31 protein-coding genes and 1 riboswitch are annotated in these 25,891 nt (G+C 27.4%); of the genes, 25 read left to right on the top strand and 6 right to left on the bottom strand.

From position 1 onward, the window contains the following. The first annotated feature begins 5 nt into the window (after nt 1-5). The 3 genes from accD to P4S50_RS08615 all read left to right on the top strand — a co-directional run bounded on the left by accD (nt 6) and on the right by P4S50_RS08615 (nt 2,180). On the top strand, nt 6-857 hold the full coding sequence (gene accD / locus P4S50_RS08625; protein WP_277734419.1) for an acetyl-CoA carboxylase, carboxyltransferase subunit beta: 852 nt from the start codon (nt 6-8) through the stop codon (nt 855-857). A gap of 12 nt (nt 858-869) precedes the next feature. Then, nucleotides 870-1,817, top strand: a complete 948-nt coding sequence (locus tag P4S50_RS08620) for an acetyl-CoA carboxylase carboxyltransferase subunit alpha (RefSeq protein ID WP_277734417.1) — start codon at nt 870-872, stop codon at nt 1,815-1,817. A gap of 102 nt (nt 1,818-1,919) precedes the next feature. After that, nucleotides 1,920-2,180 carry a stage V sporulation protein S gene (locus tag P4S50_RS08615; RefSeq protein WP_277734408.1) on the top strand — a complete coding sequence of 87 codons (261 nt, stop codon included), beginning with the start codon at nt 1,920-1,922 and terminating at the stop codon, nt 2,178-2,180. Between the two features lie 25 nt (nt 2,181-2,205). On the opposite strand, the gene P4S50_RS08610 is transcribed toward P4S50_RS08615, so the two are convergent. Both P4S50_RS08610 and P4S50_RS08605 read right to left on the bottom strand, forming a co-directional pair. Further along, complete coding sequence (locus P4S50_RS08610; protein WP_099189232.1) at nt 2,206-2,421, bottom strand: hypothetical protein; 216 nt, start codon at nt 2,419-2,421, stop codon at nt 2,206-2,208. A gap of 127 nt (nt 2,422-2,548) precedes the next feature. Then, nucleotides 2,549-2,737, bottom strand: a complete 189-nt coding sequence (locus P4S50_RS08605) for a hypothetical protein (RefSeq protein ID WP_277734407.1) — start codon at nt 2,735-2,737, stop codon at nt 2,549-2,551. Between the two features lie 367 nt (nt 2,738-3,104). Between P4S50_RS08605 and P4S50_RS08600 the strand changes: the two genes are divergently transcribed. The 3 genes from P4S50_RS08600 (at nt 3,105) to P4S50_RS08590 (ending at nt 7,321) form a co-directional block, all read left to right on the top strand. Further along, a complete protein-coding gene (locus P4S50_RS08600) occupies nt 3,105-4,421 on the top strand; it encodes a pyridoxal phosphate-dependent aminotransferase (protein ID WP_277734406.1) in 1,317 nt (438 codons plus the stop codon). Nucleotides 4,422-4,647: 226 nt separating this feature from the next. Then, the gene (locus tag P4S50_RS08595; RefSeq protein WP_277734405.1) at nt 4,648-5,472 is read left to right on the top strand and encodes a sulfurtransferase; all 825 of its coding nucleotides are present in this window, start codon (nt 4,648-4,650) and stop codon (nt 5,470-5,472) included. An 838-nt stretch (nt 5,473-6,310) separates the two neighbouring features. Further along, nucleotides 6,311-7,321 carry an S-layer homology domain-containing protein gene (locus tag P4S50_RS08590; RefSeq protein ID WP_277734404.1) on the top strand — a complete coding sequence of 337 codons (1,011 nt, stop codon included), beginning with the start codon at nt 6,311-6,313 and terminating at the stop codon, nt 7,319-7,321. A 135-nt stretch (nt 7,322-7,456) separates the two neighbouring features. On the opposite strand, the gene P4S50_RS08585 is transcribed toward P4S50_RS08590, so the two are convergent. After that, complete coding sequence (locus tag P4S50_RS08585) at nt 7,457-8,032, bottom strand: 5' nucleotidase, NT5C type (RefSeq protein ID WP_277734403.1); 576 nt, start codon at nt 8,030-8,032, stop codon at nt 7,457-7,459. A 283-nt stretch (nt 8,033-8,315) separates the two neighbouring features. Here P4S50_RS08585 and P4S50_RS08580 point away from each other — a divergent pair, with 283 nt between their 5' ends. Beyond that, nucleotides 8,316-9,083 (top strand): polysaccharide deacetylase family protein, encoded by a 768-nt coding sequence (locus tag P4S50_RS08580; RefSeq protein WP_277734402.1) that lies wholly within the window; start codon nt 8,316-8,318, stop codon nt 9,081-9,083. A 34-nt stretch (nt 9,084-9,117) separates the two neighbouring features. Here the strand turns inward: P4S50_RS08580 and P4S50_RS08575 are convergent, their stop codons facing one another. Together P4S50_RS08575 and P4S50_RS08570 are read right to left on the bottom strand one after the other, a co-directional pair. Beyond that, entirely contained in the window at nt 9,118-9,300 is a 183-nt protein-coding gene (locus P4S50_RS08575) for a hypothetical protein (RefSeq protein WP_277734401.1), read from the bottom strand. Nucleotides 9,301-9,555: 255 nt separating this feature from the next. Beyond that, on the bottom strand, nt 9,556-9,738 hold the full coding sequence (locus P4S50_RS08570; protein WP_277734400.1) for a hypothetical protein: 183 nt from the start codon (nt 9,736-9,738) through the stop codon (nt 9,556-9,558). Nucleotides 9,739-9,955: 217 nt separating this feature from the next. Here P4S50_RS08570 and P4S50_RS08565 point away from each other — a divergent pair, with 217 nt between their 5' ends. From P4S50_RS08565 to rpoD, 11 genes are all read left to right on the top strand, one after another. After that, nucleotides 9,956-10,534, top strand: coding sequence for an anthranilate synthase component II (locus P4S50_RS08565; RefSeq protein WP_277734399.1), 579 nt, complete (start codon nt 9,956-9,958; stop codon nt 10,532-10,534). Between the two features lies 1 nt (nt 10,535). Then, the gene (gene pabB, locus P4S50_RS08560) at nt 10,536-11,885 is read left to right on the top strand and encodes an aminodeoxychorismate synthase component I (protein WP_277734398.1); all 1,350 of its coding nucleotides are present in this window, start codon (nt 10,536-10,538) and stop codon (nt 11,883-11,885) included. Further along, nucleotides 11,875-12,630: an aminotransferase class IV gene (locus tag P4S50_RS08555; RefSeq protein WP_277734397.1), complete on the top strand. Its 756-nt coding sequence runs from the start codon at nt 11,875-11,877 to the stop codon at nt 12,628-12,630. The genes pabB and P4S50_RS08555 overlap by 11 nt, the downstream gene beginning before the upstream one ends. Continuing rightward, nucleotides 12,620-13,273 (top strand): nucleotidyltransferase domain-containing protein, encoded by a 654-nt coding sequence (locus tag P4S50_RS08550; protein ID WP_277734396.1) that lies wholly within the window; start codon nt 12,620-12,622, stop codon nt 13,271-13,273. The genes P4S50_RS08555 and P4S50_RS08550 overlap by 11 nt, the downstream gene beginning before the upstream one ends. A gap of 16 nt (nt 13,274-13,289) precedes the next feature. Next, complete coding sequence (folE, locus tag P4S50_RS08545; RefSeq protein WP_277734395.1) at nt 13,290-13,853, top strand: GTP cyclohydrolase I FolE; 564 nt, start codon at nt 13,290-13,292, stop codon at nt 13,851-13,853. Between the two features lie 13 nt (nt 13,854-13,866). Continuing rightward, complete coding sequence (gene folP / locus P4S50_RS08540; protein ID WP_277734394.1) at nt 13,867-14,658, top strand: dihydropteroate synthase; 792 nt, start codon at nt 13,867-13,869, stop codon at nt 14,656-14,658. Nucleotides 14,659-14,667: 9 nt separating this feature from the next. Then, a complete protein-coding gene (gene folB / locus P4S50_RS08535; protein WP_277734393.1) occupies nt 14,668-15,033 on the top strand; it encodes a dihydroneopterin aldolase in 366 nt (121 codons plus the stop codon). Continuing rightward, the gene (gene folK, locus P4S50_RS08530; protein ID WP_277734392.1) at nt 15,026-15,511 is read left to right on the top strand and encodes a 2-amino-4-hydroxy-6-hydroxymethyldihydropteridine diphosphokinase; all 486 of its coding nucleotides are present in this window, start codon (nt 15,026-15,028) and stop codon (nt 15,509-15,511) included. Before folB ends, folK begins: the two co-directional genes overlap by 8 nt. A gap of 16 nt (nt 15,512-15,527) precedes the next feature. Further along, complete coding sequence (gene aroF / locus P4S50_RS08525) at nt 15,528-16,280, top strand: 3-deoxy-7-phosphoheptulonate synthase (protein ID WP_277734713.1); 753 nt, start codon at nt 15,528-15,530, stop codon at nt 16,278-16,280. A gap of 209 nt (nt 16,281-16,489) precedes the next feature. Beyond that, on the top strand, nt 16,490-18,277 hold the full coding sequence (gene dnaG / locus P4S50_RS08520; RefSeq protein WP_277734391.1) for a DNA primase: 1,788 nt from the start codon (nt 16,490-16,492) through the stop codon (nt 18,275-18,277). Nucleotides 18,278-18,293: 16 nt separating this feature from the next. After that, nucleotides 18,294-19,415 (top strand): RNA polymerase sigma factor RpoD, encoded by a 1,122-nt coding sequence (gene rpoD / locus P4S50_RS08515; protein ID WP_277734390.1) that lies wholly within the window; start codon nt 18,294-18,296, stop codon nt 19,413-19,415. Between the two features lie 28 nt (nt 19,416-19,443). Here rpoD and P4S50_RS08510 read toward each other — a convergent pair whose 3' ends face one another. Beyond that, nucleotides 19,444-19,629 carry a hypothetical protein gene (locus tag P4S50_RS08510; protein WP_277734389.1) on the bottom strand — a complete coding sequence of 62 codons (186 nt, stop codon included), beginning with the start codon at nt 19,627-19,629 and terminating at the stop codon, nt 19,444-19,446. Between the two features lie 66 nt (nt 19,630-19,695). On the opposite strand from P4S50_RS08510, the gene P4S50_RS08505 reads away from it, so the two are divergent. From P4S50_RS08505 to P4S50_RS08475, 7 genes are all read left to right on the top strand, one after another. Next, nucleotides 19,696-20,394, top strand: coding sequence for a tRNA (adenine(22)-N(1))-methyltransferase (locus P4S50_RS08505; protein WP_277734388.1), 699 nt, complete (start codon nt 19,696-19,698; stop codon nt 20,392-20,394). Further along, nucleotides 20,384-21,484 carry a Nif3-like dinuclear metal center hexameric protein gene (locus tag P4S50_RS08500; protein ID WP_277734387.1) on the top strand — a complete coding sequence of 367 codons (1,101 nt, stop codon included), beginning with the start codon at nt 20,384-20,386 and terminating at the stop codon, nt 21,482-21,484. Before P4S50_RS08505 ends, P4S50_RS08500 begins: the two co-directional genes overlap by 11 nt. A 155-nt stretch (nt 21,485-21,639) precedes the next feature. Continuing rightward, entirely contained in the window at nt 21,640-22,332 is a 693-nt protein-coding gene (locus P4S50_RS08495; protein ID WP_277734386.1) for a zinc ribbon domain-containing protein, read from the top strand. Nucleotides 22,333-22,864: 532 nt separating this feature from the next. Then, a complete protein-coding gene (locus tag P4S50_RS08490) occupies nt 22,865-23,482 on the top strand; it encodes an acetate uptake transporter (protein WP_277734385.1) in 618 nt (205 codons plus the stop codon). A 65-nt stretch (nt 23,483-23,547) separates the two neighbouring features. Beyond that, a riboswitch (purine riboswitch) is annotated at nt 23,548-23,650 on the top strand. A 114-nt stretch (nt 23,651-23,764) separates the two neighbouring features. Continuing rightward, nucleotides 23,765-25,183, top strand: coding sequence for an NCS2 family permease (locus tag P4S50_RS08485; protein ID WP_277734384.1), 1,419 nt, complete (start codon nt 23,765-23,767; stop codon nt 25,181-25,183). Between the two features lie 329 nt (nt 25,184-25,512). Beyond that, nucleotides 25,513-25,686: a DUF1427 family protein gene (locus P4S50_RS08480; RefSeq protein WP_277734383.1), complete on the top strand. Its 174-nt coding sequence runs from the start codon at nt 25,513-25,515 to the stop codon at nt 25,684-25,686. A 16-nt stretch (nt 25,687-25,702) separates the two neighbouring features. Then, a complete protein-coding gene (locus tag P4S50_RS08475; RefSeq protein ID WP_277734382.1) occupies nt 25,703-25,867 on the top strand; it encodes a XapX domain-containing protein in 165 nt (54 codons plus the stop codon). Nucleotides 25,868-25,891: the final 24 nt, after the last annotated feature.

The following is a 25,891-nucleotide window of genomic DNA, read 5'->3' as shown; positions in this document are numbered from 1 at the left end:
GAAATATGATTAAAAAATTATTGAGTAAAGAAAAAGGGTATGCACAAGTATCTGTCAATAAAAAATTTAAGAGTAAAAGTGTTGATGAAAAATTTTGGATAAAGTGTGAAAACTGCAATAATAATATTTTTATAAAAGAAGTAGAAGAAAATTTAAGCTTGTGTCCTAAATGTGATCGTCATTTTAAACTTTCTGCTAGAGGTAGAGTGGACTTATTAATAGATGAAAAGACATTTGAAGAGCTAGATGGAGAGTTAGTTTCTATAAATATATTAGAATTCCCTGAATATGAAGAAAAGTTAGAAAGATATAGTGCAAAAAGTAAAGAAAAAGATGCTGTTATAACTGGTTATGGTAAGTTGGATGGTATAGATGTTATACTTTGTGTAATGAATTCAGAATTTATGATGGGGAGTATGGGTTACATAGTTGGAGAGAAGATAACTAGGGCGATTGAATATGCTATAGATAATAACTTACCAGTTATAATAGTCTGCGCGTCTGGAGGAGCTAGGATGCAAGAAGGTATAATATCTTTAATGCAAATGGCGAAAACTTCTCAAGCGCTAAATAAGCTCAGTCAAAATGGATTACCATATATATCTGTATTGACAGACCCGACGACTGGTGGCGTAACGGCAAGTTTTGCCATGCTTGGGGATGTTATAATAGCGGAACCAAATGCTTTAATCGGATTTGCTGGTCCTAGGGTTATAAAACAGACAATTAAGCAAGATCTTCCTGAAGGGTTTCAAAAATCTGAATTTTTACTAGAACATGGATTTTTAGATTTAATTGTAAGTAGAAAAGATATGAAAAACAAAATCCATCAAATATTAAGAATGCATGGATATTAAGGAGGGCTAAGTATGAATAATTTAGATATAGATAAGCCCATTATAGAGCTTGAAAATAGAATTGCAGAATTTGAAAAAATATCGAAAGAAAATAATATAGATTTATCCAATGAAATAGATATGCTCAGTAAAAAGCTTATAAATCTAAAAAATGAAATATATGAAAATTTAACTGCTTGGCAAAAGGTGAATATAAGTAGAGCCTCTAGTAGACCTACAACAGAAGATTATATAAAAAATATATGCAGTGAATTTATAGAATTTCATGGGGACAGATTGTATAAAGATGACAAAGCTATAGTTGGAGGAATAGGTATAATAGGAAATATACCTGTTACTATAATCGGTCATCAAAAAGGAAGAGATGTAAAAGAAAATATAGAAAGAAATTTTGGTATGCCACATCCTGAAGGTTATAGAAAGGCTTTAAGGCTTATGAAACAGGCAGAAAAGTTTAAGAGACCTATAATAACTTTTATAGATACTCCAGGAGCGTTTTGTGGTCTTGAAGCTGAAGAAAGAGGTCAAGGAGAAGCAATAGCTAAAAATTTATTTGAAATGAGTTCGTTAAAAGTTCCTGTAATATCTATAGTTATAGGAGAAGGAGGAAGTGGAGGAGCATTAGGTCTTGGTGTATCTAATAAAGTAGCTATGCTTGAACACTCTATATACTCTGTAATATCTCCGGAAGGTCTTTCTAGTATATTATGGAAGGATGCTTCTAAAGCAAATGAGGCCTCAGAGATAATGAAGTTGACAAGTTCTGATCTATATAAACTAAATGTTATTGATAAAATAATAAAAGAACCTTTAGGAGGATCACAGAAGAATATTGAGTTTACATCAGATAAAATGAAAGACTATATAATAGAACAACTAAATGGGTACGGCAATAAAACTGAAGAAGAAATAGTTTTTGAAAGATACAGTAAATTTAGAAAAATCGGATATGATTTGTAAATAAAAAAAGGATTTAGATTTTAGATGTAGAATAATATAAACAAGAAATCCAATTTTAAATGCACAAGGAAATATAATAATATTAAGGGGGGCATATTTGAAATGGAAGTATTAAAAGTTTCATCAAAATCTAATCCAAATTCTGTAGCAGGGGCTCTAGCTGGAGTTTTAAGAGAAAATGGTTCAGCAGAAATACAAGCTATAGGAGCAGGAGCTTTAAACCAAGGTGTTAAGGCTGTAGCTATAGCAAGAGGATTTGTTGCACCAAGTGGTATGGATCTTATATGTGTACCAGCTTTTACTGATGTTGATATTGATGGTGAAGAAAGAACAGCTATAAAGCTTATAGTAGAACCTAGATAATAAAAGAACCTCTTAAGAGGTTCTTTTAATTTTGAGGATTAAACATTTGAAGCATCATCATAACTTGATCCATTGTTATACCATATTGCTCTAATAATTTATCGATTACAGGTGAGAATTCTCTCATTAAATCATCTTTATTATTTTTAACTAACGATTCAATTTGTGGAACGATAGATTTTATAAATTCGATTTGTTCTTTTTCTGATAGGTTATTAAAATTTGAAGTAAGTTCATTCATAGTTAAAATCCTCCTTATTATTAAAGTACATTTATCCAATTACTATTATACAAATAAAATAGTTTTTTGCAAATACTAAAAACATTAATGGAATATATAAAAGCAGCCATTAATGGCTGCTTTTATATTATCCTTCAAGAGTATCTAGTAATTGTTGAAGTTTTTGAGCTTGTACTCCAGATTCTTCTGCAAATTGTTTGAATAAATTACATACTTCAGAATTATCTACTTTTTTTGAAAATGATTCATAGTCTCTAACATTTTCTTGTGCATCTAATAATTTTTTTACCACAGTATCTCGAGTTTTTAGTTCCATAAATAATCAACTCCTTTTATTATAGTTTTTTCATTAACAGTTATTATTATTCATTAATTGATAATTAAAAAACTTTCTTAATTAAGAAAGTCCTTTTATATAATAAATGGAATTTTGTTTATTGCAAATATTTTGATGTTTCTGAAAATATAACACAGACAACTTTTTTCTAAAGAAAATTAGAAATACCAGTTAAAGTAGAAAAGTGTTTTTTATAATTACAGCTAGGGAAGAACTACCAAGGTAAACAGTAGATTTTATAATTTGCTTAATAAAACATAATATTAAAAAAATAGTGAAAATTATACAATTTCATGTTAAAATTACAATGTAAGAAAAAATTCTAATGAAAAGAGGGGTATTTGACATGAACAAACCTATACTATCTGCTCACTTTGAGTCAAGAAAACCATCAGCAGTTCGTCTTGCACAAATGAAGTATGAAGAGCGAAAAGTAAAACCAGAAGCTGTTATTAATGTGGGTATTGGAAACGTTTCTCTTCCAGCAAATACTGCAATGCAAAAAAGAATGTTTGCATTAGATGCAAAGAACAGTCCGTTTGCTAGTGGTGTTATTAGATACACAACAACTGCTGGGACTGAGGAATGTCAAGATGCTTTTAGAAACATTTTAAATTGTGAAGGTTTTGATACAAGTAAGCTTCACTTCCAAGTTACAGATGGTGGATCAACAGCAATGGAATTATTACTAATTGGTACATGTGGTCCAGCTGGAACAGATAAAAGACCTTTGTTGATGATTGACCCAGCTTATACAAATTATATTTCATTTGCGGAAAGAACTGGAAGAAAAACAGTTACTGTAAAGCGTCAACTAAATGAAAATGGAAACTTCGACCTTCCAGAAATTGATAAAATTGAAGAAGTAATTAAGGCGAATAATCCGGGAGCTTTACTAGTAATACCATATGATAATCCTACTGGTCAGCTGTATGACTATGATTCTATGAAAGCATTAGCACAGCTTTGTGTGAAGTACAATATGTGGATGGTAAGTGATGAAGCATATCGTGAACTTTATTATGATACAGATAAGCCACTTGTAAGTATTTGGGGTGTAACTGACGCAGATGTTCCTGGAATTGAAGGCAGAAGAATTAGTATTGAGACTGCTTCTAAAGTGTGGAATGCATGTGGTTTAAGAATTGGTGCATTAATTACAGATAATGCTGAATTTAATAACCGTTCAGTAGCTGAATATACAGCTAATCTTTGCGCAAATGCTATTGGTCAGTACATATTTGGTGCATTAGCTCATGAAAGTAAAGAGGGAATCTTAGGATGGTGCCAAGAAATCAGAGAATATTATAGAGAACAAATCTTAAAAGTTTATAAAGGATTAAAGGAGCAAGAACCTAATCTTATTGTTTCAAATCCAGATGCATCTATTTACACAGTTGTAGATGTTAGAAATGTTGTTAAACCTGGTTTTAACGCAATTGATTTTGTATTATATTGTGCAGGTGAAGGTTCAGTTAATATTGATGGTGTTGAAACAACATTATTAGTAGCACCTATGAGTGGATTCTATGATATTAAAGATAGTGAAGCTAATCCAGGCAGCACACAGTTTAGACTTTCTTTTGTTGAAACACCAGAAAAGATGGATAAAATTCCTGAGTTATTTGTAAAATTACTTAGAGAGTATGAATCACAAAGATAATAAATAATCTTATTAGAATTTAATATACAAAAAAACTAGTCAAGACTTTTTTTAAGTCTTGACTAGTTTTTTGTATAAAGAGAAAAAAATAACGTCTCCAGGAAATGTATGTAGTTATATTATTTTATATGACTTAATTATATATTTAATTTTATATGTAGAACTAATCTTAAATAATTGGTAAAATAAATGTATATGTTATTATTTAAGATTAGGAAGTGATATTTTGAAAAATTTAGTCGGTGCAAAATGGTTAAAAGAAAATAATAATGAGGATACAGTTATAGTAGATTGCAGATTTGATTTACAGATTCCTTCGTATGGTAAAGATAGTTATTTAAAAAATCATATTCCAGATGCAGTATATATTGATGTGGATAAAGATTTAGCAGGAGATGTAAAAGAACATGGAGGAAGACATCCTTTACCTGATTTAAATGAATTTAAATCCAAATTAGAAAGTTGTGGAATAGGAAATGATACAATAGTTGTAGCTTATGATGATGGAGAAGTTGCAGGTGCATCTAGATTTTGGTGGATGTTAAAATATATAGGTCATGAGAAAGTATATATTTTAGATGGAGGAATAAAAGCTTGGAAAGAATCAGGTTATTATTTATCATCAGATATTCCTAAAAAAGAAAATAAATGTTTAGATATTAAGATAAATAAATCTATAATAGCAACAGTAGATGAAGTTAAAGAAAATATATATAAGGATACATCAGTTATAATTGATTCCAGATCTTTTGAAAGATACAAGGGAGAAATAGAGCCTATTGATAAAAAAGCAGGTCATATCCCTAGTTCTCAAAATTATTTTTGGATGGATGTTTTGGAAAATGATAAAATGAAAGATAATAAAAAATTAAAAGATCATTTTAACGAAATATTAAAGTATAAGAAAATAATTGTTCACTGTGGATCTGGAATCACTGGCTGTGTAAACTATGTTGCTCTTGATGAAATAGGTGTAAAATCAAAACTTTACCTAGGGTCATGGAGCGATTGGATAAGCTATGATGATAATGAAATAAAAACAGGAGAATAAATGAACTTATTCTCAACTGCAATAAACTTAACCTCTATTAAATAAAGAAGAATTTTATTTAATAGAGGTTTTTTATATATGCTAAAAGAGTATAAAGTTGGGATAGGTAATTTTATTAAGTATATTAAAGAAGAAGACAAGATAGATAGAATTTCTGGTATTACTACCTAGTAGAAATGAAAAGGCGATTTAATATTATTAATGATAGGATATTAACCTCCTAGTTATTTAAGAGGTGTTTTTAAAATTAACTTTAAAGTGTATTTTAGACATAGAGTATAGTTTTAGATTAATTTTGAATTGACTTTGATTATGATAAGGTATAGAATTAAAACAAGTTAAAACAAAAAATAAAATAAGTCGCCATCTTCTATGATTCTTGAACACCATAAGAAGATTCATACCTTGAAAGTGCTGGAACACTTGAAAGATACTAGACGATTATGTATAAAATAATGATAATATGACATAGTTTAATAGTCAAGTGCTTACCAATCAAAAGGTAGGCACTTTTTTAATTTTTGTTAAACTTACACTTTGTGTAGAACTTAAAAAGAGCATGATTTTTGAAAAATGTATTTGAATGATTTGTAGTGATTATTTATTGTAAATCCAGAATAACTGGATGTGTAAATTATCTAGCTTTTGGTGAAATAGGTGTAAAAGTAAAACTTTGAACAAACTAACTTAAACTTATTTTAAGTAAATCAAAAATTGTTTATTAAATTAAAAACGATTATGAAAACAACAATTTGATAAACTTAATATATTATATCTACAATATATGATATATTAAGTTAAAAACATCATTTTAAAGCAAGAAAGGAAGGTTATAACTATGACTTTAAAAAGAAAAATCAAAAATACAGGTTTATTATTAAGTATTTTTTCCCTTTTAGGTGTTAATTCAATGAATATATTTGCAGAACAAACCGTGTCTAATTGGGCTCAAGCTCCATTTAGTGCAATGCAACAAAAACAACTTATACCTAAATCACTAGAGAAAGATGAAAATTTTCAAGGTGAAATAACTAGAGAAGAGTTTGCAGAGTTAGTAACTACATATTATCTGCAGTTAAAACCTGAACCAATTCAAGGAGAAGGGATATTTGATGATACAGTGAATCCTCTAGTTCAATTAGCAGGTAGATTGGGAATAGTAAACGGAACAGGTGAAGGTAAGTTTAGTCCTAATGACAAATTAACAAGAGAACAAGCTTCAACTATGTTTGCAAGAGCAGAGAAAATGGTAAATAATAATCTTGAAACAACTACTGAAAATTCTTTTAATGATAAAACTAAAATATCAAGTTGGGCAAATGAAGGTGTGTCAACAATGAACAAACAAGGAATAATTAAGGGATATCCTGATGGTTCATTTAAACCACAGAGTGAAATGTCAAAGGAACAGGCAATAGTAGTAACAGCAAGAATGGCTAAAAAAAATGGGGTCTTGGATTTTGAGGAAAAACAAGAAGATACTCAAAGTGACTCAATAGAAGAATATGCAAATAAATATGGTTATAAAATACATTCAAGTGATAAATATATTACAGTAGTAGATAAAAATGGTGAAGATCTTATGTCGATAGAAAGAAAACCTAAGGAATGTATCTATACTTTTGGTGCAGAACAAATATCTAAAAACAGAGACCAATCTTATGAATTTGTTAATCTGTATGCAAAGATTGATGAATTTGATAAATTGAAAAATTCTGTAGATACTTATATAGATAATAAGGAATCAGGAGTAAAAACAATAGATATAGATGGAATAAAAGTATCTATGTACAGTACTAGTTATGGTTTGATTTTAACTATAGATAATAGTATAACTAAAAGTAATTAAAATAAATTAAGATAGAAGAACTTTATAAATGTATTTTTAGCTGAATATAATTCCAAAAAACCTCTTTTAAGCAAAATTAAAATTTTATGCTTTAAAGAGGTTTTTTGGAATTATTTTTGAGTAACATAGTACAATTCAACTTACTTTTTGTAAATATTTATTCATTATTATATTATATATCTCATCCCAAGTTTTGACTCTTGTGATTTTATCATTTAGTTTTTTTCTATTATAATACGTATCTATCAAAATAACATCGAATCCTGATTCTGATAACTGAATTGCATTACTATAATTATCTTCTATGAAAACATCACAACTTAGTTCTATTGCCTTATCTACTTTATAATGATTTCCTAACAAAAAAAGATCGTTATATGGTATTTTATTATCTTTTAAAAAATTTATTGTAATATCTTCTACTCTTTTATCTCTAGCAGTTACAAAATATAAATTATTTTCTTGACTTAACTTGTCAACTATAGGTTTTACATCTTCTCTTAATACTGCTGCTTCGTGTATTTCTCGAATATATTTATTGTAAAATTTCGTATACTTTTCTTTTGGGACATTAAAAACTTCATGCATTTCATACAATGTAACATCTTCTTCTTTTATATCTTTATTAAAATATTTATTTGCAAAAGGTATCCAATAATATGCATTGGTTATAGTTCCATCAATATCTATGCAAATATTCAATTTCCCCATTATATATTCCTCCTTATTATTTTGCTTATTTATATTTTAAAACAAGTTTTTTAATTTTATATTAATGCAAGGTTAAGTATCTGTTAATCTATATTTGTTTAGTATACATATTATATATATTATAAATCCCTGATAGAAGTTATAAGTATTAATCTTAAAAGTAGAATTTATTATCGAAGTCATTATATAATAATATGATAATAAAACAAAAACAGAAGAATAAATAAACTCTTCGTATAATATCTATTAATGTATACAATTTTTAGTAAGGGGATAGAGTTATATGAAGAATATAAAGATTATATTGATACTGTTTATGGTAATATTAATAGGATATCAGTCTGGAACAATAATTGTGAATTCTATGAAAACTAATGGGAGTTTACTTAATAAGATAACTGATAATACAGAACTTGTTTGGAATGGTCCTAGAGATAAAAAAGTTATAGCTATTACATTTGATGATGGTCCTCATCCAAGATATACACCTAAAATATTAGATTTATTGAAAAAATATAATATAAAGGCTACATTTTTTGTTCTAGGAAAACATGTTGAATTTTATCCAGAACCATTAAAGAGAATAAAAGCTGAAGGACATGAAATAGGAAATCACACGTATTCGCATGTTGATGTTAAAAAAATTCCTAGTAGAAAAATAGAAGAAGAATTTAATAAAACACAAGAAAAAATATATGATGTAATAAAAGATAAACCAAGAATATTTAGACCTCCATTTGGATCATATAATAAGTGTCTTAAAGATTTAGCTAAAAAACATGATGTCAAAATAATATTATGGTCATCTAGCCAAGATTGTAAAGATTGGAGCAATCCTGGAGTTGAAAAAATAGCAAATACAGTTATAAATAATGTTGGTAATGGAGATATTATATTACTTCATGATTATGTAAATACGACAAGTCAAACATATGAAGCTTTAAAAATAATATTACCAGTACTTAAGCATAGAGGCTACAAATTTGTAACAGTATCTCAGCTTATAAAAAATAAAAATCACGAAGATAAAATAGAAATTATAGAAAATTAAAATACACATTCATATAAGAATGTGTATTTTAATTTTATTCTAGTTTGCTGTTGTCAAAAGTTTGTGTTCCGGATAGTCTGTTTCCTTCACTTTCAGAAACTATATAGCTAAATATACCTTGCTTATCATAATTTTCAACTTTGGATACAGCTTCTTCTATATTCATAGGCTGTGAAATTGAATTATTATCAGATCGGATTATTATATATCTTTGCATAAAATCCTCCTTAATTTAGTTATTTATAAAAAAATGATACTGACTTGAGCTTTATTTCAGACACTATTATTATAATTCCTCAAAAAAATATTTAAATACTAAGAATAATTAGGAAATAAAAAATTCGTCTACTCGATAACGCGGTGACTCATGTGGCTAACGATCTACAAGCTTCGTTGAACCATTAAATATAAAGTTATATAATTTCTTTGTATATAAAAATGCACATTCTTAAGTGAATGTGCATTTTTATATTTAGTCCCATTTAGGAGTATAAAAATTACCGTCTTTGGCTATTCTATGTCCTTCATCTTCTGAGACGATATAACTGGATATACCTTGTTTATCGTAATCTTTTACTGTACATATAGCTTCTTCTCTATCCATAGGTTCTGAAATGGATTTATTGTCAGAACGTATTATTACATATCTCTCCATAAAATCCTCCTTAACGTAATTTTTTATTGAAAAGATGGTATTGATTAAACTTTTGCTTTATATACTATTATAATTTCTCAAAAAAATATTTAAATACTAAGAATAATGTGGAAAATTTATAGGTATATGTAGATAAGAAATTTATAAAAATATAGGTGTTTAATGGTATAATATAAATGATATTTACAATATTTTTGCCAAAAAAGGGGGAAAAAAATTGATATTAATGATAGATAATTATGATTCTTTTACTTATAACTTAGTTCAGTTCTTAGGAGAATTGGGCGAAGAAATAATAGTCAAAAGAAATGATGAAATAACACTGCTTGAAATAGAAAAATTAAATCCGGAAATTATAGTATTATCTCCGGGACCGTGTTCTCCTAATGAAGCAGGTATTTGTATAGATGTTGTGAATTATTTTAAAGAAAAAAAGCCTATACTTGGTATATGCTTAGGACATCAAACTATAGCACAAGTATTCGGCTCTACAATAAAAAGAGCTATAAGACCTGTACATGGAAAGGTTCATGCTATAAAACATATTAATGAAGGAGTTTTTAAAGATTTAAATAATCCATTAAATGTTACAAGATATCACTCTTTAGTTGTAGACAAAGAAACTTTAAATGATGATATTGAAATAACAGCTATCAGTGATGAAGGCGAAATAATGGGTATTAAACATAAACAGTATCTTATAGAGGGAGTGCAGTTTCATCCTGAAGCTATACTTACTGAACAAGGTCATGAAATATTAAAAAATTTTTTAAGACAAGCTAGAGGGGAGGATTAATATGATAAGAGAAATATCAACAAGTTTGAGTTCGTTTGAAATATATACTTTATTTAAAGATGATAAATACAGTTTTATACTTGATAGCGCTATGGATGAAAAAAATTTAGGTAGATATTCACTTATAAGTTCAAATCCTTTTAAAATTTTAAAATACAAGGATAGTGAAGTGAATCCTCTACAAAAACTCAGAATAGAGCTTGATAAACATAAAATTAAAAATAATACAGAACTACCCTTTATAGGTGGAGCAGTAGGATATTTATCGTATGATTTAGGTAATTATATAGAAAAATTACCTAAACGTGTAGTAGATGATATAAAATCTCCTGATTTATATTTTGGGTTATATGATTGGGTGATTGTGGTTGATCATTTTATGAATAAAACATTTATTGCAACTCCAGATATACATGTTAGAGATGAAAAACAGATAGTTGATGATATTTGTGGATTAATAGATGAGGCTGAACATAATGGTATAGATCCATTATGTTATGAGCAAAAGACATTTCCAAAAGTTAAGCTACAGTCTAACTTTAAGAAGAAAGATTACATAGATGCAATTGAAAAAATAAGAGAATATATAAAAAATGGGGATATATATCAAGCAAATATGACTCAAAGATTTCATGGTAAAGTTAGTATGTCAAGTTTTGAATTATACAGAGATCTTAGAAGAATATCACCTGCACCTTTTGGAGCTTTTTTAAATTTTGAAGATGTCCATATATTGTCAAATTCCCCTGAGAGGTTTATAAAAGTTAATGATAATTTTATACAGACAAGACCTATAAAAGGAACTAGACCTAGAGGGAAGAATGCAGAAGAAGATTTGTTTTTAAAGAACGAACTTTCAAATAGTGAAAAAGATAAAGCTGAATTATTGATGATTGTAGATTTAGAAAGAAATGATATTGGTAGAGTTTCTAAAATAGGTACAGTAAAGGTACCAGAACTATTTAAATTAGAAGAATATGCAAATGTTCATCACTTAGTATCAACTGTTGTTGGCGAGATTGAAAAGAATAAAGATATAGTAGATGTTATAAGTTCTACTTTCCCTGGAGGATCAATAACTGGAGCTCCTAAAATAAGGGCTATGGAGATCATAGATGAATTAGAACCTACAGCTAGAAATGTATACACAGGCTCTGTTGGATATATAGGATTCGATTCTAATTCTGATTTTAATATAGCAATTAGAACTATAATTAAAAAAAATGATGATGTATTTTTCCAAGTTGGAGGAGGAATAACTTGGGATTCTGATCCAGAGGATGAGTATGAAGAAACGCTTCATAAAGCAAAATCAATTATGAGTGCGATAAGAGGATATTATGAAGAATAAAGCATCGTTTAATAGTGAATTAACTAAATTTGGAATAGGAGTATTTGAAACTATAAAGGTAATCAATGGAAAGGCAATATTTTTAGATGAGCATTTAAGTAGAATGTATAGTTCTGTTGAAAAACTTAATTTAAATTTGTCTATACAAAAAAGTGAATTAAAAGATAAAATAAATTATTATACACAGAAAGTTGATTACAAAGCTTTAAGAGTAAGTATATATGATGAAGGATATAACATTCAATTAAGGGATATAAATTATACTAATGATGATTACAAAGAAGGATTTAAATTGAACATATCTCCTATTAAAAGAGGTCAAAGTATACTATACAATCATAAAACTACAAATTATTTTGAAAATATGTATTCTAAAAGATACGCTTTATCTAAAAATTTTAATGAAGCACTGATAGTTAGCTTAAATGATGAAGTTTTAGAAGGGTCTATGACTAATATATTTTTTATAAAAGAAAATAAAGTATATACACCTGTTATAGACAAATCAGCCCTACCTGGTATAATACGATCTAAAGTAATTAATATTTGCAAAAAGATGAATATAGAGTTGATTGAAAAAATAATAAAATTGGATGAAATTGAAGACTTTGAATTTTGTTTTATAACGAATAGTCTTATAGATTTAATGAAGGTAATAATGATAAATAATATAAAATATAAAAAAGAAAATGATCTATTTAGAAAAATAAATTGTGATTTAAAGGAAATGTACTATGGATATTAAACAGGTATACGAAGAATTAGTATTAAAACTAAAAAAAAATAAAAATAATATAGCTATAATAGTAGTTGGCTCTAGTGTGGATTTGAATTTTGATAAAAATATAAATGATATCGATTTTTTTATTATAACTGAGCATGGAGATAAACAAATAAGAAAAAGATATGATATACAAAATATTGACTTTGACATAAATTATTTTTCTGAAAGTTTAGCGTATGAATTAATAAATAAAAAAGAACTTTTCTTCATAGAAGGACTTATTAAAGGAAATAATATATACGACAAAAATAATATATTAGATGATATGATAAAACATGCTATAAGTGAATATAAGAATGGGCCTTTTAAATATAGTTCATATGAAATAGAAGAATTAAAACTTAATATCATAGATAATATAAAAAGGATTGAACATAGTAAGGACTTAGCTTATGTTCAGTTTATGTCAAATTTATGTCTAAAAGATATACTGAAGTCTTATTTTATAGTAAACAATAAATGGGTTCCAAAAGATAAAAAATTATTTCAAAAAATAAGAGAGATAGACTATGATTTGTATAACATCTCTCATAGCTTATACATAAATTATGATTCTAATGTTTTAAATGACATGATTAAATATGTATTTAAAAATATAAAGTAAAAAGGGAGCGGGGAAAATGGATAAAGAGAAGATCAAAAGAGCTGTAAGAGATATATTAGAAGCAATAGGAGAAGATCCTAATAGAGAAGGTTTAATTGATACTCCTGATAGAATAGCTAGAATGTATGAGGAAATATATAGTGGTTTAAATGAAGACCCTAAAAAACATTTAGAATTATTTTTTCAAGATGAAAATCATGAAGAATTAGTTCTTGTAAAAGATATCCCATTTTATTCTACGTGTGAACATCATTTAGTGCCATTTCATGGAAAGGCACATGTAGGATATATTCCAAGAGGAGGAAGGCTTACAGGACTGTCTAAGCTTGCTAGAGTGGTTGAAACTGCAGCTAAAAGACCTCAGTTACAAGAAAGAATAACGAAAACTGTAGCTGATGCTATTGTTGATGTTTTAGATCCATATGGAGTTATAGTTGTGGTTGAAGCTGAACATATGTGTATGACTATGAGAGGCGTAAAAAAACCTGGGTCAAAAACTATAACTTCAGCGGTAAGAGGTATATTTAAAACGGATGTAGCTTCAAGAGCAGAAGTTATGAGTCTGATAAACTACAAATAGGAGGTAATTAAGATTGTTTAATTTTGGGGAAAAGACATATATAATGGGAATTTTAAATGTAACTCCTGATAGTTTTTCAGATGGAGGAGAGTACAATAATTTAGAACTTGCTATAAAGCATTCTGAAGAAATGATAAAGCAAGGAGCCGATATTATAGATATAGGAGGCGAATCTACAAGACCTGGATCAACTTTTGTGGATGAAAATGAAGAAATTAAAAGGGTAGTTCCTGTTGTTAAAAAATTAATAAGTACAATTAATGTACCTATTTCAGTTGATACTTATAAATCAGCTGTTGCTAATGAAGTATTAAAGCTGGGAGTACCAATGATAAATGATGTATGGGGATTGCAAAAAGATGAATTAATGGCAAATGTAATTGCTAAACATGATGCATATGTAGTTATTATGCATAATCAAGATGGTACAGAATATCAAGAAGACATTATGTTATCTATAAAAAAATTTTTAAACAAGAGTATAGAAATAGCAAAAAAAGCTGGTATAAACGATGATAAAATAATACTTGATCCAGGAATTGGATTTGGTAAAACTGTAGAACAAAATATGTATGTTATGAAGCGTATTGATGAATTAAAGGATTTAGGGTATCCAATTTTATTAGGAACATCTAGAAAGTCTATGATCGGAAAAATTCTAGATCTTCCTGCTAAAGAAAGAGTAGAGGGAACAATAGCTACTACTGTTATGGGAATAATTCAAGGTGTTGATATAGTAAGAGTTCATGATATAAAAGAAAACATAAGAGCTGCAAAAGTCACAGATGCTATATATAGAAAGTAGGTATAAACAATGGACAAGATTATATTAAACAATTTATCATTTTATGGGTATCATGGAGCTTTAAAAGAAGAAAATATACTAGGGCAAAAGTTTTTTATTGATATAGAGCTTTACTTAGATTTTAAAAAAGCTGGCAAAAGCGATGATGTTAACGATTCTGTTCATTATGGTGAAGTATATGAGGTTGTAAAAAAGGTCGTTGAACATGAGAAATATAATTTACTAGAGGCTTTGGCAGAAAATATATCAAAGCAAGTTTTTGATAATTTTGATATGGTCGAAGAAATTATGGTTAGAGTAAAAAAACCAGAAGCTCCTGTAAATGCTATATTTGATTATTTTGGTGTTGAAATAAGGAGAAAAAAATATGAGTAGAGCTTATCTAGGTATTGGAACTAATATGGGAGATAGATTAAATAATTTAAATGATGCTATAGAACACATAAAGCAATTTGAAAATACAGAAATAACTAAAATATCCAAGGTATATGAAACAAGGCCATGGGGATATACTAATCAAAATGATTTTTTAAATCTTTGTGTATCTATAGATACAAATTTGAAACCTGAAGAGTTGTTACAAAAATGCTTGGAAGTAGAACTTAACCTTAAAAGAGAACGAATCATTAGGTGGGGACCTAGAACTATAGATATTGACATTTTAATATATGATGATATAATTTGTAATGGTGAAAAATTAACTCTTCCTCATCCCAGAATACAAGAAAGAGCTTTTGTATTGATACCTTTAATGGATTTAAAAGAAGATTTAATAATAAAAGGTATGTTATTAAAAGAGTGGTTGAATGAATTAGATGCGGAAGAAGTAAAGGAGTACATAGGGGATGAGTAAAATCATACTAAAAAATATGGATATTACTATAAAGTTAAAAAGTGGTACATCTATTCCAAATGATAGACTTATAATTGCTGGACCTTGTGCAGTGGAAAGTTATGAACAACTTTTGATGATTGCTAAATTTATAAAAAGCAAAGGTGCAAATGTATTAAGAGGTGGAGCATATAAGCCTAGAACTTCTCCTTATTCTTTTCAAGGTATGAAAGAAGAAGGTTTGGAGGTATTTAAATCAGTTAAAAAAGAAGTTGGTATCCCTATTGTTACAGAATTAATGGATGCAAGAGATCTTGATAAAATATATGATGTAGCAGATATTATACAAATTGGTTCTAGAAATATGCACAATTTTTCTCTATTAACAGAGGTAGGAAAACAAGATAAGCCTGTACTTTTAAAAAGAGGCATGTCAGCTACTATTAAAGAATGGATAAATGCTGCTGAATATATTGCGGTTGAAGGAAACACAAATATAATAATGTGTGAAAGAGGAATTAGGACGTATAATGATTATACTAGAAATACATTGGATTTAGCTGCTGTTCCTATAATAAAAAAAGAAACAGGACTTCCAGTTATAGTTGATCCAAGCCATGGAACTGGGATAAAAGAATTAGTTAAACCAATGAGTTTAGCATCTTTCGCAGCAGGAGCAGATGGCATAATGGTAGAAGTACATCCAGAACCTGAAAAAGCACTTTCAGATGGACCACAATCGTTAACATTTGATGAATTCGAAGATGTTGTAGAATCTTTAAATAAATAGGGCTTATATTAGCCCTGTTTATTTTTTTAAAAATATTTTTCAAAAATAAAGAAGGAATTTATTAAAAAAAGTCGAATTATAGTAAATTGTATTTATAAAAAATAACACTCAAATATTAATTCTTGATAAAATTTAAAAATTTTCAGATGAAGGAAATATAAATTTTATCAAGAATTAATAAATATTACACCTAAATAGAAGGTGATTGTATGAATGATATGCATGAAATAATAGAAGAAATAAAATTGAGAAATGACATTGTTGATATAATATCTAGTTATATACAGGTAAAATCTGCTGGATTAAATTATAAAGCACTATGCCCTTTTCATTCAGAAAAGACACCATCGTTTTCAATAAGTACTCAAAAGCAAATGTATAAATGCTTTGGTTGTGGAGAAGGTGGAGATGTTATAAATTTTGTAATGAAAATGGAAAATGTAGATTTCATGGAGGCCTTAGAAATTCTCGCTCAAAGATCGGGTGTTGAAATTAAAAAAGGAAAAATTAGTGATGAATCTAAGCAAAATATAAATAAAAAGCAGAAATTGTATCAAATTAATTTAGATGCAGCTAGATACTTTTTTAAATCTATGTCGGGTTCAAATAATAATGGTTATAAATACTTAAAAGATAGAGGTCTTGATGATAAAACAATTAAATATTTTGGACTAGGCTTTGCAAAAAATGATTGGAATGATTTAAATAATTATTTATTGCAAAAAGGTTATGAGCAGCAAGATTTAATCGACAGTGGATTAGCTATTCAAACTAAGAATAAAAAAAATTATATAAATAGGTTTAAAAACAGAGTTATGTTTCCTATATTTGATCAAAGAGGAAAGGTTATAGCGTTTGGAGGTAGAGTATTGGATCATTCTCTTCCAAAATATTTAAATTCATCAGAAACTATGCTGTTTAACAAAAGAAAGAACTTATATGCGCTAAATTTTGCTAAAAAAAATATAAAAAACGATACATTAATTGTAGTAGAAGGATATATGGATGTTATAAGTCTTTTTCAATATGGTATAAAAAATGTAGTTGCGTCACTAGGAACTGCCTTAACTGTTGAACAAGCAAAGCTAATAAAAAAATATGTTAATAAAGTTATAGTAGCTTATGACAATGATGAGGCTGGTATTAACGCTACTTTAAAAGCCGTTGAAATATTTAATGAAGTTAAATTGAATATAAAAGTATTAAATTTAGGAAAAGCGAAAGATCCAGATGAATATATAAGAAAAGAAGGAGTAGATAAATTTAATATATTATTAAAAAATTCTATACCTTTACTTCAATTTAAAATTGATATATTGAAAAAAAAATATGATTTAAATAATGATCAAGATAGATTATTGTTTACAAAAAATGTAGCTAATATTATTAAAAATATCAAAAGTCCTATTGAAGTTGAATATTATATTAATAAAATATCTAAAGAAACAAATATATCTATAGATGCCATAAATAGTGAAATTTATGGTAAATATTACAAGAAAAATAAATCTAAAAAAGAATCTAATAAAAAAGTAGAAGAAATAAAAATTAAAAAAAGTGGTATTGAAATTGCAGAAAAACAAATTATTTCTATATTTATAAATGAAAAAAAATATAGGAATGACATTTTAATGAATTTGGAAATAGATGATTTTTTATTTGAAGAAAGTAAAGAAATATTAAATTATATCATTAAAAGTAATGAATTGGATATAATAACTATTGACAAATTGAAAAAAATAGGCATATCAGAAAACTATATAGATGATATATATGATATTAAGATAGATTCAAGTATTAATTTAAATGATATTATAAAAACTTTACAAAGAAATAGTTTGAAGAAAAAAAGAGACTATCTACTTAAAAGGCAAGATGAATTACAGTTAAATAAGAAGAATGATAAAAATATAGAAGCAAGTGAGGTTGATAGAGAATTGTTAGATATTGCAATGAAAATAATACGATTAGAAAAAGAGATGAAGAATATTTTATAGAAAGGAGGAACTTAAAATGGCGAAAAAAATAAGTAAAGAACAAAGACAATCTGTAAAAGAATTAATGGACAAAGGAAAGAAACAAGGATCTTTAACATATAGTGAAATAATGGAAGTTTTAGGAGAAGTGCAATTAGATAAGGATCAAGTTGAAAATCTGTACGAGACATTAGGACAAATGGGAATTGAAGTATTAGCAGAAAAAAATAAAAAAGAAAACATAAAAGTAGAAAAAGAAAAAGATGAAGATGATAGTGATGATGAAGAATTTGATTTTGAAAGTATAGATTTATCTCTACCTAAAGGAATAAATATAGATGATCCGGTTAGAATGTATTTAAAAGAAATTGGAAAAATACCTCTTCTTTCTGCGCAAGAAGAAATAGAACTTGCTAAAAGAATGGAACAAGGTGATGAGATAGCTAAAAAGAGATTAGTTGAGGCTAATCTTAGATTAGTTGTAAGTATAGCTAAAAGATATGTAGGAAGAGGAATGTTATTTCTTGATTTAATTCAAGAAGGAAATTTAGGTTTAATTAAGGCAGTCGAAAAATTTGATTATACTAAGGGATACAAGTTTAGTACTTATGCTACGTGGTGGATAAGACAAGCAATAACTCGTGCTATAGCAGACCAAGCTAGAACTATAAGAATACCTGTGCATATGGTTGAGACTATAAATAAACTTATAAGGGTATCAAGACAATTACTTCAAGAGTTAGGTAGAGAACCAAAACCTGAAGAAATTGCAAAAGAGATGGATATACCAGAAGATAAAATAAGAGAAATATTAAAAATAGCACAGGAACCAGTATCTTTAGAAACTCCTATTGGAGAAGAAGAAGATAGTCATCTGGGTGATTTTATACCAGATGAAGATGCACCTGCACCTGCAGAGGCTGCGGCCTATTCTCTTTTAAAAGAGCAAATCGAAGAAGTATTAGGATCATTAAATGAGAGAGAACAAAAGGTCTTAAAATTGAGATTTGGATTATCAGATGGAAGAGCTAGAACGCTTGAAGAGGTAGGAAGAGAATTTGACGTTACTAGAGAAAGAATCAGACAAATAGAAGCAAAGGCATTGAGAAAATTAAGACATCCAAGTAGATCTAAAAAATTAAAGGATTATTTAGATTAGAAAATTCGCCTATAAGGCGAATTTTTTTCTAATTCCAATATTGAGGCATGTTTCCGTATTCTATTTCTTTCTTTAACTTATCTTTGGATATGTTTTTTTCTTGAGCATCTTGTATTTGGGCATTTATTTCTTTGGCTTCTTCAGCCCATTCAAAGGTAGTTCCACCCCATTTATATTTTAATAGTTTTTTTGGGGGGATTATTTCTTTCTTCATATAGATCACCTCATTATTATTATTTTAAAAATACTTATTTTAATTCAAGAAAGGAAGTGTAAAAAAATGAAATTAACTCCAAGATTAGAAGCAGTAGCTAACCTAGTTAGTCATAATGCAAAGATAGCAGATATAGGAACTGATCATGGTTATATACCTGTATACTTAATGAAAAAGGATAAGATAAAAGGTGCAATAGCAGCTGATATAAATAAAGGACCATTAGAAAATGCAAAAAAAGAAATTATATCAAGTAATCTAGAATCTAAAATAGAGTTGAGATTAGGAAGCGGACTTAGTGTATTAAAAGTAGGAGAAGTGGATGAAGTTGTAATAGCTGGAATGGGAGGAGTTTTAATAAGTAAATTAATAGAAAGTGAATTTGAAATAGCAAAAAGACTAAACAATATGATATTACAACCCATGCAGGCATCTTCTGAGCTTAGAAAATATTTATATGAAAATGGATTTGATATTAAAGAAGAAATTCTAGTGAAAGAAGATTTTAGAATTTATGAAATAATGGTAGTAAAGTACGATGGTATAAAAAGATCTCAAGAAGATGAAATTTATTATGAGGTTGGAAGAGGGCTTCTAAGAAATAAAAATTGTTTGATTTTAGAATTTATAGATAAAAAAATAAGCGAATATTCAAAGATAATAAAAAAAATAGAAGGAAAAGAAGGTCAAAAAATAGAATCTAAAATATATGGATGCAGAGCTAAAATTCAAAAGCTTGAGGAGTTGAAGGATAATGTATATTAAAGATATAGTAAAAATATTTGAGAATAAATATCCTAAATCATTAGCTTATAATTGGGATAATGTAGGCTTAATCATAGGAAATGAAATGGATAGTGTATCAAAAATTATGTTAACATTAGAAGCTACTCAAGCAGTTATAGATGAAGCTGTAGAAAATAAAGTAGATTTAATAATAACTCATCATCCGTTTATATTTAAGGGATTAAAAAAAATAAATACATCTACAACAAAAGGAACTGATATATATAAATTAATAAGAAATAAAATTAGTGTTTATTCAGCACATACTAATTTTGATATAGCTTATGATGGATTAAATGATGAAATAGCTAAGAGGTTAGATCTAAAGGATGTTCTTGTCTTAGATACTACATATGATCAAAAATTATATAAAATAGCTGTATATGTTCCAGTATCTCACCAGGAGTGTATAAGAAAAACTATGGCAGATATGGGATGTGGAAATATTGGAAATTATAGTGATTGCTCATTTACTTTTGAAGGTGTAGGCAGATTTAAACCTTTAAATGAATCGAATCCTTATATAGGAATTAAAAATGAAATAGAGACTGTAGAAGAGGTTAAAATAGAAAGTATATGTGAAGAAAGTAAATTAAGTGAGGCTATAAATAATATAATAAAAGCACATCCATATGAAGAAGTTGCATATGATATATATGAATTAAAAAATAAAGGCAAAAAATATGGACTTGGACGAATTGGGCAATTGAAAAACTCTATGAAATTTAAAGAATTATCAGAAATTGTGAAAAAATCACTAAATATAAATGAAATAAGGGTCACAGGAAATTTAGAAGATGATGTAAATAAGATAGCTATAGTAAGTGGGTCAGGATCTGAATTTATCAATAATGCTTATAACATGGGAGCAGATGTTTTAATTACTGGAGATGTAAAGTATCATGATGCTCAAAATGCTTTAGAATTAGGTATAAAGGTTATTGATGCTGGTCATTTTGGAAGTGAAAATATATTTTCAGATATAGTTGAGGAATATTTACAAAATAAATTTGAAAATATAGAAGTATTAAAATCAAAATCTAATATAAATCCATTCGTTACAATATAAGGAATAGTTTTGTCTATTCCTTATTTTAATGTAAAGTAAAACTTATTAAAATAATTCAAAGGTGTAGAATTATTATCTTCATCCTTAAGTGGATGAAGTTTTAGAAATTTTAGTTTTTTGATAAAAAATAATTATAATCAAATGGAGGTATCATTATGAATAAAATTATAAAACTAGACCAAAAATACAATTTAATGAATAAAATTGAAAACAAGATAAAGTATATTCAAAAATATCCAAAATTATCAGAAATGAGAACAAAATTACAAAAAATAAATAATCTTGAAAAAATATATATGAAAGAACTGGGAACTTTAAAAGAAAAAACTGTATTATTGGAGAATGATTTGAAAAATAAGGAATATGAACTAGACAAAATGAATAAAGATTTATATAGTGGATTAATAAAAGATATAAAATTGCTTGAAAATATAAAAAACAAAGAAACAAATTTAGAAAAATCAAAGGAAATAGTTGAACAAGATTTTATCAGCAATATGGATGAAATGGAAAATCTAAACATTAAAATAGAAAAGTGCAAAATTAAATCTGAAGAATTACAGCAAATTATTAAAAATTTAGATGAAAAAATTATTAAAAAAATAGATGAGTATACATATAAATTAAATGTAAATTTAGATCAGATAGAAGCATTGAGAAGTGAAATAAATAACGATGAGTTGATTAGATATGATAATATTAAGAATAAATATAAAAATGCTTTGGTTAAAGTTGAGAATAATATATGTGGAGGATGTAATGTGGAACTCTTTATGAATAAAATTAGTAAGCTAGATAATAATGAAATTATTGAATGTGAAAACTGTGGTAGATTAATGTATAAATAATAATTATGTCCTTTATTTTTTAGCTTTAAAGAAGATAACAGTATGCAATGTATGAAAGCTCGCTGTAGGTATGAATATATGTGAATTTTGAGAATAGAGCCCATTAGGGCTCATTTATCATGTCAGTACAATTAGATATTATTATGCGGATTTTTAATATAAATTTTGGGAATATATAAATTTATGTTATTGATTGAAATTATTACATTATAAACATAATCTATATGTTCATTTAAATCATTAAATGGAAAATATATACTTTCTATTATTTGTTGTTTATCGAAAATATTTAATTTTTTTTCTTCTTGACTAATTTTGACAGATATATGCTTGTTATATTTTAAAAGATTGGATAGTTTATTCAATAAAATCACCTCTATAATAATTAGTATATAATGTATTATATACTAATTATTATTTTTTGTGTAAATTTGTGAAAAAATTAATTAAAATGTTTAAAAAGGTAGAATTTTGTGATAATATATATATTACAGAATTTATAATATATTTAATCATTTTTTAGGAGGGTTTTATGAATACTAATGAGACAAAAATTGTAAAGATTAGTAATGCAGATCCATCTGCACTAGGATTATTCGGGTTGGCTATGGTAACTCTTGTAGCATCATCTCAAAAATTAGGACTTACTGAGGGAGTATCGTTTGTAATTCCTTGGGCAATATTTTTAGGAGCATTTGCGCAATTGTTTGCTTGTATTAATGACTCAAAAAAAGGAAATGTTTTCGGAACAACTGCTTTCGGAGGATATGCATTTTTTTGGTTTGCAGTTGGAACTTCATGGCTTATTCAAAATGGAGTGTTTGGCGAAAAGTTAGCTGCTGGAGTAGATGTTAAACAACTTGGATTTGCTTTTTTAGGATATTTAATATTTACTTTATTTATGACTATAGGTGCTATGGAAACTCATAAAGTTTTATTTACAATATTTGTATTGATAGATTTCTTGTTTATAGGATTAACTTTAAGTACATTTGGAATAATGCCTGAATTTGCTCATGAAATTGCTGCAATTTCAGAATTACTTATTTCAATAGTATCTTTCTATGGTTCTGCAGCTTCTGTGTTGAATCTTCATTTTGGAAGAGTATTTCTTCCGGTTGGAAAACCTTTTGGAATATTCAAAAAATAGACAATTTTATTATTTCAAAATTATAATTGACTTTATAAAAATATAGTGTTATTATTTTGAAATATAAAAATTAAAAATATGCCGTCCGTATAATTCTGATAATATGGTTCAGAAGTTTCTACGAGATACCGTAAAAATTTTCTCTCTATGGGTGATCCTAATAAAAAGCTATATTAAGATTGCAAATTATCAGCTTTAATGTTATAAAAAACCACAATTGGATTATCTAATAGTCCGATTGTGGTTTTTTTGTGGTGGTATATTAAAAGGAGATGACAATAAATGAAATCAACAGTTCAAAAAAATACCAATGCATTAGATAAGTTTTTTGAACTAAGAGAAAATAAGACAAATATTAAAACGGAAATCTTAGCTGGATTTACTACTTTTATGACTATGGCTTATGCTCTTTTAGTAATCCCTAATCTCTTAAAGTTTTCAGGTATGAACGCATTAGGAGCAAGAGGAGACGAAGCTGCTGTACTAACTATACTAAATGACCCTGTAATAGGATCGGCTTTTACAGGAACGTGTATAGTATCTGCGATTGGGACATTAATAATGGCTTTATATGCTAATCTACCATTTGCAGTAGCACCAGGAATAGGATTAACAGCATTTTTTTCTTTTAGTGTATGCTTAAACTTAGGATATACATGGCAACAAGGACTGGCAGCAGTTATGATATCTGGAATATTATTTATAATAATAACAGCAACATCCATTAGAGAAAAAATCGTAGAATGTCTTCCTGTTAATATAAAAACTGCAATAACTTCAGGAATTGGTCTTTTTATAACATTAATAGGTTTAAAAGGAGGAGGTATCGTAGTCTCAGATCCAGGAACTTTGATTAAATTTGGTGATTTTACAGATAAAGCAGTAATATTAACTTTAGTAGGAATAATAATAATGGGAATATTAATGGCTAAAAATATAAAAGGGGCTATGTTAATATCTATAATACTTACAACTATAATAGGTATACCTATGGGAATTACGAATATAGATGGATTAAAACTAATAACAGCACCACCATCAGTATCACACACTTTTATGGCTATGGATTTTAAGGGATTATTGAATACTAGCGGAGCAGGAGTTATAGGAACTATTACTAGCATAATAATGGTTGTGTTAACTTTTAGTCTGGTAGATTTATTTGATACAATAGGTACTCTAGTAGGAACGGCTCAAAAGGCTAATATGATCCAAGAGGATGGAAGCATTAAAAATATGAAAAAGGCACTTTTAGCAGATGCAGTAGCAACAACTATTAGTTCTATGTTTGGTGGTACTACTACAGCGACATATATAGAATCTACTGCTGGAATAGCAGAAGGTGGAAGAACCGGATTAACATCTATGGTTGTAGGAATTTTATTTTTATGTTCACTATTTTTAGGTGGTATTGTAGGTATAGTACCATCACAGGCAACATCTCCCGCACTAATAATAATAGGAGTACTAATGATAGAATCTATAAAAGAAGTTGATTTTTCAGATTTAACAGAAGCAATACCTGCTTTTTTCACAATAGTTATTATGCCATTTACTTATAGTATAGCAAATGGTATTGCAGCTGGAGTAATATTTTATCCTATAATGAAATTAGGAACAGGAAAACATAGGGAAGTTCATCCTATAATGTACATATTATCTATATTATTTATACTAAGATTTATATTGTTACCTGAATAAATAAAATTATAAATATTTAAACATAAAAATAAAAGACATAATCTTTAGCTTTAGATAAAGTAAAGATTGTGTCTTTTATTTTTATGCAGAAATTATAGAATTTAAATGTATCTATAGAGCTAATAGTTATATATGAAATATTCTATATAATATGAATAAAAAAAATATTTAATATTGAAAAAATTTATAAAAAAATGTATAATAAATATGGAATCGGTCACATATAATATAAATTTAAGTTTCATTTTATACATTTGATTCATACAAATATTATAAATATTGAAATAAACCAATAGAATTAAAATTATTTAATGAAAGGGATGATATAAATGAATGATGTTAAAGTAATATTATTATCTTTATTGACAGGAATTATAACGGGAATTATATTTACGATTTTAAAATTTCCCTTACCAGCGCCTCCGACCATTCAGGCCTTTATGGGAATATTTGGAGTTTGGCTGGGTGCATTTATAATAAAAAAAATTGAAGAGTATAGATAATGAAGGGGGTTAAGTAATGGAAGCATTGATAATATCATTAAAAGCAACTTCTGCAGGAGTAATATTAGGAGCTATATGTCAAAAACTAAAATTACCTTTACCAGCACCTCCTGTTTTTGCAGGATTAATGGGTATTTTAGGAGTAATAATTGGTGGTAAAATAGCACAAATTTTATTTTAATAAAGAAAACCCGGTATTGAACAA

This window comes from Tepidibacter hydrothermalis (assembly GCF_029542625.1).
Classification (GTDB): Bacteria; Bacillota; Clostridia; order Peptostreptococcales; family Peptostreptococcaceae; genus Tepidibacter_A; species Tepidibacter_A hydrothermalis.
This window is presented reverse-complemented; position numbering and strand designations above follow the sequence as displayed.

Coding starts and splice junctions, on each gene's coding strand:
- accD (WP_277734419.1), top strand. CDS start 6: ATGATTAAAAAATTATTGAGTAAAGAAAAAGGGTATGCACAAGTATCT.
- P4S50_RS08620 (WP_277734417.1), top strand. CDS start 870: ATGAATAATTTAGATATAGATAAGCCCATTATAGAGCTTGAAAATAGA.
- P4S50_RS08615 (WP_277734408.1), top strand. CDS start 1,920: ATGGAAGTATTAAAAGTTTCATCAAAATCTAATCCAAATTCTGTAGCA.
- P4S50_RS08610 (WP_099189232.1), bottom strand. CDS start 2,421: ATGAATGAACTTACTTCAAATTTTAATAACCTATCAGAAAAAGAACAA.
- P4S50_RS08605 (WP_277734407.1), bottom strand. CDS start 2,737: ATGGAACTAAAAACTCGAGATACTGTGGTAAAAAAATTATTAGATGCA.
- P4S50_RS08600 (WP_277734406.1), top strand. CDS start 3,105: ATGAACAAACCTATACTATCTGCTCACTTTGAGTCAAGAAAACCATCA.
- P4S50_RS08590 (WP_277734404.1), top strand. CDS start 6,311: ATGACTTTAAAAAGAAAAATCAAAAATACAGGTTTATTATTAAGTATT.
- P4S50_RS08585 (WP_277734403.1), bottom strand. CDS start 8,032: ATGGGGAAATTGAATATTTGCATAGATATTGATGGAACTATAACCAAT.
- P4S50_RS08580 (WP_277734402.1), top strand. CDS start 8,316: ATGAAGAATATAAAGATTATATTGATACTGTTTATGGTAATATTAATA.
- P4S50_RS08575 (WP_277734401.1), bottom strand. CDS start 9,300: ATGCAAAGATATATAATAATCCGATCTGATAATAATTCAATTTCACAG.
- P4S50_RS08570 (WP_277734400.1), bottom strand. CDS start 9,738: ATGGAGAGATATGTAATAATACGTTCTGACAATAAATCCATTTCAGAA.
- pabB (WP_277734398.1), top strand. CDS start 10,536: ATGATAAGAGAAATATCAACAAGTTTGAGTTCGTTTGAAATATATACT.
- P4S50_RS08555 (WP_277734397.1), top strand. CDS start 11,875: ATGAAGAATAAAGCATCGTTTAATAGTGAATTAACTAAATTTGGAATA.
- P4S50_RS08550 (WP_277734396.1), top strand. CDS start 12,620: ATGGATATTAAACAGGTATACGAAGAATTAGTATTAAAACTAAAAAAA.
- folE (WP_277734395.1), top strand. CDS start 13,290: ATGGATAAAGAGAAGATCAAAAGAGCTGTAAGAGATATATTAGAAGCA.
- folB (WP_277734393.1), top strand. CDS start 14,668: ATGGACAAGATTATATTAAACAATTTATCATTTTATGGGTATCATGGA.
- folK (WP_277734392.1), top strand. CDS start 15,026: ATGAGTAGAGCTTATCTAGGTATTGGAACTAATATGGGAGATAGATTA.
- aroF (WP_277734713.1), top strand. CDS start 15,528: ATGGATATTACTATAAAGTTAAAAAGTGGTACATCTATTCCAAATGAT.
- dnaG (WP_277734391.1), top strand. CDS start 16,490: ATGAATGATATGCATGAAATAATAGAAGAAATAAAATTGAGAAATGAC.
- rpoD (WP_277734390.1), top strand. CDS start 18,294: ATGGCGAAAAAAATAAGTAAAGAACAAAGACAATCTGTAAAAGAATTA.
- P4S50_RS08510 (WP_277734389.1), bottom strand. CDS start 19,629: ATGAAGAAAGAAATAATCCCCCCAAAAAAACTATTAAAATATAAATGG.
- P4S50_RS08505 (WP_277734388.1), top strand. CDS start 19,696: ATGAAATTAACTCCAAGATTAGAAGCAGTAGCTAACCTAGTTAGTCAT.
- P4S50_RS08500 (WP_277734387.1), top strand. CDS start 20,384: ATGTATATTAAAGATATAGTAAAAATATTTGAGAATAAATATCCTAAA.
- P4S50_RS08495 (WP_277734386.1), top strand. CDS start 21,640: ATGAATAAAATTATAAAACTAGACCAAAAATACAATTTAATGAATAAA.
- P4S50_RS08490 (WP_277734385.1), top strand. CDS start 22,865: ATGAATACTAATGAGACAAAAATTGTAAAGATTAGTAATGCAGATCCA.
- P4S50_RS08485 (WP_277734384.1), top strand. CDS start 23,765: ATGAAATCAACAGTTCAAAAAAATACCAATGCATTAGATAAGTTTTTT.
- P4S50_RS08480 (WP_277734383.1), top strand. CDS start 25,513: ATGAATGATGTTAAAGTAATATTATTATCTTTATTGACAGGAATTATA.
- P4S50_RS08475 (WP_277734382.1), top strand. CDS start 25,703: ATGGAAGCATTGATAATATCATTAAAAGCAACTTCTGCAGGAGTAATA.